This window comes from Endozoicomonas sp. SESOKO2, from assembly GCF_024606245.1.
In the GTDB taxonomy this organism is placed as follows: Bacteria; Pseudomonadota; Gammaproteobacteria; order Pseudomonadales; family Endozoicomonadaceae; genus Endozoicomonas_A.
This window is the reverse complement of record NZ_JAHHPQ010000744.1, coordinates 1-5,376: the sequence shown is the minus strand read 5'-3', so window position 1 is coordinate 5,376 and position 5,376 is coordinate 1. Positions and strand designations below refer to the sequence as shown.

Genomic DNA, 5,376 nt, shown 5'->3' with positions numbered 1-5,376 from the left:
TCTTCGGCTTGAAACACCTTTCAGACTGTTTACCAGTTTTGATACTGCTACTTTTTTTGGCTGTGGGAGGATGTCAATGCTCGTAATTGTTGCAAACTAAAATCGGCAGTAGACTCGTAAAAAGTTGTTGGAAAAACAGGAAATACCAATTTAGGCATATTCATAACAAACAAAGATTTTACGCTTAAATCTTTTCTGGTAGTTCTGTGTTGTAATTCAGAAAGAAGTACCCTGATATCGTCAATCATTATATTCAAACCAGTGCTAAAACTAATAGATCTAAATATTTCATGGCTTTGACTTCCTGGAGGCATAACTTTTAACGCTAATTGGTTACTCAAAAGTATAAATTTCTCAGCTGCTTGAATTATTTCAGGGTTTGCATTTACCACTGATACGGATGTTATCAAGTAAAGAAAAAGCGATATTCTTAACTCTTTCATCGTAAACTGCCTTCATCTTGTATCAAATTGTGTCAAGTCAAGGTAGCATTTATTTTGAGAAATATAACAAAAAGGTATCGCCTTTAGTGAAAAATCGCGGGCTGGCCTTACGAAGGATCCCTGACCCTAACACTTCCACAAAAGAATTCCCCTTTGTTTGCAGCCGCTTTGTACCAACAAAAGACGGCACAAAGACGAGAGCTGTCTATTGATGGATGTCCTGCCTTTTACTCCAAAGTCTTGAAGCGGAAGTTCGTAAGCAGGTTCATGGGGGTATAACCTACGATAGATAACTGACTAAAGGCAACTGAAAGACTCGCTGAACATTTAAGAGACATCAACAAACGCATGATGTAGTCTAAGGCGTCAAGCTTGATGCTCTTGAGGAGTTGCTGTGGCGGGAAATAATTTTACAAAATTTATCGGTCGGAAAGGTAAGGTTTATAATGCGCGATGGGAGGCGGCATTTGACCGTATCCTCACGCCTTTTGAAGAATTTATCCATCGTCAAACGACCAGCGGCATCCTTCTGATGATCTGCGCTGTCATCGCTTTGGTGATCGCGAACAGTAATCTGTCTCCCCTCTATGAACAGATTCTGAAAACCTATGCCGGTATTTCTATCGGTGAAGGCGGCCTGAAGATGTCTATTCACCATTGGGTCAATGATGGTCTGATGGCTTTTTTCTTTTTCCACGTCGGTCTCGAACTCAAACGTGAGTTTCTTGTCGGTGAGCTTTCCGACCTCAAACATGCCGTATTGCCTATCATGGCTGCGATTGGGGGCATGGTAGTGCCCGCACTGATCTATGCCAGCATCAACCCGACAGGTGTTGCCGCAGACGGTTGGGGCATTCCGATGGCAACGGATATTGCCTTTGCTGTTGGTACCTGTGCACTTCTGGGTGGCCGTGTTCCTAAAAGTCTGATCACCTTCCTCGTGGCTTTGGCCATTGTGGATGACCTGGGAGCTATTGCGATCATTGCTGTTTTCTACACCAACGAAATCAATCAGGTGGCTTTGCTGTGGGCTGCTGGATTCACTGCCTTTTTGTGGGTGATGAATGCTTTTGGTATTCGTAATCCACTGCCTTATCTCCTGGTGGGTGGTGGCCTCTGGTTGCAGCTGTACGAAGCCGGTATTCATGCGACATTGGCTGGCGTTATTACGGCCTTTGCCATTCCGGCTAAACCCAAATACGATCCTGTTGCATTCAGTGACCAGATAAAAAATCTGATTCGGCGATTTGATGGTAGTTACCGTCCTGGTGAGGACGTTTTGCGTAATGAAAAAATGCGTGCTTACGTCCGGGCGCTTGGAAATGGTACCCGCCTGGCAGAAGCTCCACTGCAGAGAATCGAAACCAGCCTGCACTTACCGGTGACTTATATCGTCATTCCCATTTTTGCCCTGGCCAATGCCGGTATTCCCTTTGATGTTTTTTCCGGGGATACCGAGATTTTCAATAACGTCACCTTGGGTGTCACTCTGGGTCTGGTGTTAGGTAAGTTAATAGGTATTGCAGGTGCCACCTGGATAGGCTGGAAGCTGGGATGGGGTGACTTGCCTCATGAATGTAACTTCCTGCATATTGTCGGCGTTGCTTTCCTGGGCGGAATCGGTTTCACCATGTCGATCTTCATATCAGAACTGGCATTTGCTGGCAGCCCCAATGATTTAGTACTGGCCAAAGCAGGGGTTCTGATTGCGTCCCTGATAGCCGGTATTGCTGGCTTTATCTGTTTGACTAAAGCTTCTCCCAAGGCCGTTGAAAAGAATACTGTTGAGCAGGCTTAAGCTCAGATTATTCATCTCTGAATATTAATAACCCGGAGCTTGCTCCGGGTTTGTGATTTTGGTTAGCTTTTCTGCTCATTCTCGTTCTCATGTCGAGGAGGCTGTCAAAACAGAGAATGCCGCACTTTTGGCGCAGCCTCAGAGTGTTGGTGCGAGACAACTTTGTCTCTATGTCATAGTTGTCATTAAACAGTCATTTGCAACCGTTATAAAAAGCCCTGATCAAATTGAATAAAATCAGGAACCTCAATGGAACTGAAACTTACTCGCAACGCTATCACTCTGGCAGCTCCCTTTATTTTGGCTGGCTGTTCAATGGTTCAGGAAAATGCTGAAGTTTCCCATCCCACCATGGAGCCGATCGGTCGATATGCTTCTGGCAGTTACCATAAAGGTGCCGCAGAGATTGTGGCCTGGCATAAAGCCAGTCAGTCTATCTATGTTGTCAACGCCCTTGATAAAACCATAGATATTCTCAGTGGCAAATCCCTCAAGGGGCAGCCACTTGCTAATCCGACCATGGATTCCAATATTCTCAAAATTGGCAAGATCAATCTTGAGTCCAGTATTGATGGCATGAAGCTGGGCACCGCTAACAGCGTTTCTGTTCATGGCGATCTTTTGGCTGTTGCTGTTGAAAATAGCGACAAACAAAAGAAAGGCGTTGTCATTGTTTATAAGCTCGATACCGAAGGTGGTGCCGTATTCAGTGATTATAAATTGGTAGGGGCGCTGCCTGATATGGTGACCTTTACACCGGATGGAAAATACCTGCTGACAGCAAACGAAGGTGAACCTTCATCAGATTACAAAGATGACCCGGAAGGTTCGGTCAGCGTTGTCAAGGTGACTTCTGAAGGCAAACTGGAAGAACCACGTCATGCTACTTTCACTGCTTTCAACAAAGGCTACTCCAGAAACAGTGAATTGCCGAAAGATGTCAGGGTTTTTGGTCGTGATGCCTCTGTGGCTAAGGACCTTGAGCCTGAGTACATAGCCGTTTCTGCTGATTCCGGAACTGCTTACGTTTCTCTGCAGGAAAACAATGCCCTGGCACTCGTTGATATTGCCAATGCGCGAATTGATTCTATTGTTCCCCTTGGCTATAAGGATTATGGCCAATTTGCGATGGATGCCAGCAATAAAGATGGTGGTGTGAATCTTCAGAAATGGAGCGGTGTCTACGGTATGTATCAGCCAGATACCATTGCTACCTATTCGGTCGAAGGTAAAACCTATGTTGTGACAGCCAACGAAGGTGATGCCAGAGATTATTGGTACACAACTGCTTCTGAAGATCAGTGCCTGGCTTCAGGTGGTTTGAAATACGATGACGAAGACGGTTGCCTGGGGTTCACAGAAGAGGTTCGTACCAAGAAGGTTGAGGTCGCCCGGGAGCATCCTAATGCTGAGGCAGCCAAAGATAAGAAAAAGCTTGCTCGCCTGAAAATTACCAACACACTGGGTGATACGGATAACGATGGCCAGTTTGAAGAACTTTACTCCTATGGCGCTCGCTCATTTTCTATCTGGAACGAAGCGGGTGAGCTGGTTTATGACTCGGGTAGTGACTTTGAAGAAGTGACAGCAGCCGTACTGGGTAAACATTTCAACAATAATGACGAGGAAACCAAAGGCGATAACCGCAGTGATGATAAAGGCCCTGAGCCAGAGGCACTGGCCGTGGGTGAGATTGATGGACGTCAATATGCGTTTATTGGCCTGGAGCGAACCGGTGGTGTCCTGATGTACGACGTGACTGATCCAGCAGAAGCTGAGTTTGTCCGCTATGTCTACAACCGTGACTTTTCTGTTGATACTGACAAAGAGCCAGAAAAAGCAGGCGATGTGTCTCCCGAAGGGATGAAGTTTGTCGAGGCTTCTGAAAGTCCAACTGGAAAGCCTTTATTGATTATCGGTCATGAAGTCTCTGGTTCTACGCTGGTTTACCAGATCGATTGATTAGATGTTCCTTTCAGTCGACTATTTTTGGCTTTGTTTTAAACGGACTGAGGGTTGCCGTAGGATTTCTGGCAACCCTTTTTCAAACGGAAGGTCTGTTTAAATGACAGAAATTTTTTCGACCTCAATTTCGGTGGTTTCAAAAGCACCGCTTTCGACTTCACCCAGAATGTTAACTTTGGTCTTTTCATTAATCTGCACGTCAGGCATGTCTCTGGACTCAATCTCTACCTGAATGCTGTCTTTACCATCTGAAAAGGTGTAGGTCTCATCGTCGATTTTATTGGTCAGGTAACCGGTCAGTTCTACCCGGGAGTCATCAACCGGGTTTTCGATGATGGTGGCAATATCATTGATGGTGGGTGTGCTATTGGGGCCGGTGTATTCAGCCATTGCGTTGCCAGTGGTCAGAGCAATCGTTGAAGCAGCAAGGAAAGCAGACAGTGTTGGATTCATGGTTTGAGTCTCCGGTTTTCTATCGATATAGGTATCTGTTTAAAAGATGGGCGTAGCATAATCGAAGGCAGGTAACCGGAAGATGAGTGAATCATTAAACTTTTTTCATAAAAGAAAAAACGGCGGTTTCAGGGACCGAGTTTCCAAGTCGTAACCGGAAGTTGATAGTGCTCCAAAACCTGCTGTAAGCGATCCCAGTATTCATGGTCGGATGGTTTTCTCAGAATCAACACAATTCCCGCCTGTTTTCTGGTCAGCATTCCATAGGCCAGGGACTGGCCGATGGCTTCAGGCCATTTGTTGGCAAAATCCATTTCAATGGCATGACTTTCAGTCATGCAATCAACACGTCTCCCATCATCCAGCCTGACTTCAACTTCGCCACCTTTACCTTCGCACCAGACCTTCTGATACCAGAGCTCGGGTTCCGATGCCCAGGAATGATTGCTAAGCAGATGAGATGAAAGAATCGCAAGAAGACGAAGCAGGGTCGATAACATGTGCTCAATCCTTTGAGTCAATGTTTCAACGCTACCTGTGACAACAGCTCGCTGCAACACTTATTTGATCCCTGGGCTATGCATAGCTTCTGCGTATGTCCGCTCGCAATAGGCTGGCTGTAGCCTTTTAGGTTGAAGCCTCGACAAGGCTGGAAGTGTCAGAAGTCTAAGTATTCATAGGGAACTAAAACCAAATATAAATATCTAAGGTTGTAAG

At 45.7% G+C, this 5,376-nt stretch carries 5 protein-coding genes; 2 read left to right on the top strand and 3 right to left on the bottom strand.

Annotated features, from left to right (window positions below; all coding sequences use genetic code 11):
* Positions 1-47: 47 nt before the first annotated feature.
* Complete coding sequence (locus KDK17_RS17630) at positions 48-443, bottom strand: hypothetical protein (RefSeq protein WP_257288692.1); 396 nt, start codon at positions 441-443, stop codon at positions 48-50.
* A gap of 394 nt (positions 444-837) precedes the next feature.
* Here KDK17_RS17630 and nhaA point away from each other — a divergent pair, with 394 nt between their 5' ends.
* Together nhaA and KDK17_RS17620 are read left to right on the top strand one after the other, a co-directional pair.
* Positions 838-2,241, top strand: a complete 1,404-nt coding sequence (gene nhaA / locus KDK17_RS17625; protein ID WP_257288691.1) for a Na+/H+ antiporter NhaA — start codon at positions 838-840, stop codon at positions 2,239-2,241.
* Positions 2,242-2,490: 249 nt separating this feature from the next.
* Entirely contained in the window at positions 2,491-4,203 is a 1,713-nt protein-coding gene (locus KDK17_RS17620) for a choice-of-anchor I family protein (protein WP_257288690.1), read from the top strand.
* A gap of 99 nt (positions 4,204-4,302) precedes the next feature.
* Here the strand turns inward: KDK17_RS17620 and KDK17_RS17615 are convergent, their stop codons facing one another.
* Both KDK17_RS17615 and KDK17_RS17610 read right to left on the bottom strand, forming a co-directional pair.
* A complete protein-coding gene (locus KDK17_RS17615; protein ID WP_257255188.1) occupies positions 4,303-4,659 on the bottom strand; it encodes a YgiW/YdeI family stress tolerance OB fold protein in 357 nt (118 codons plus the stop codon).
* A 128-nt stretch (positions 4,660-4,787) separates the two neighbouring features.
* Entirely contained in the window at positions 4,788-5,159 is a 372-nt protein-coding gene (locus KDK17_RS17610; protein WP_257255189.1) for a hypothetical protein, read from the bottom strand.
* Positions 5,160-5,376 lie beyond the last annotated feature (217 nt).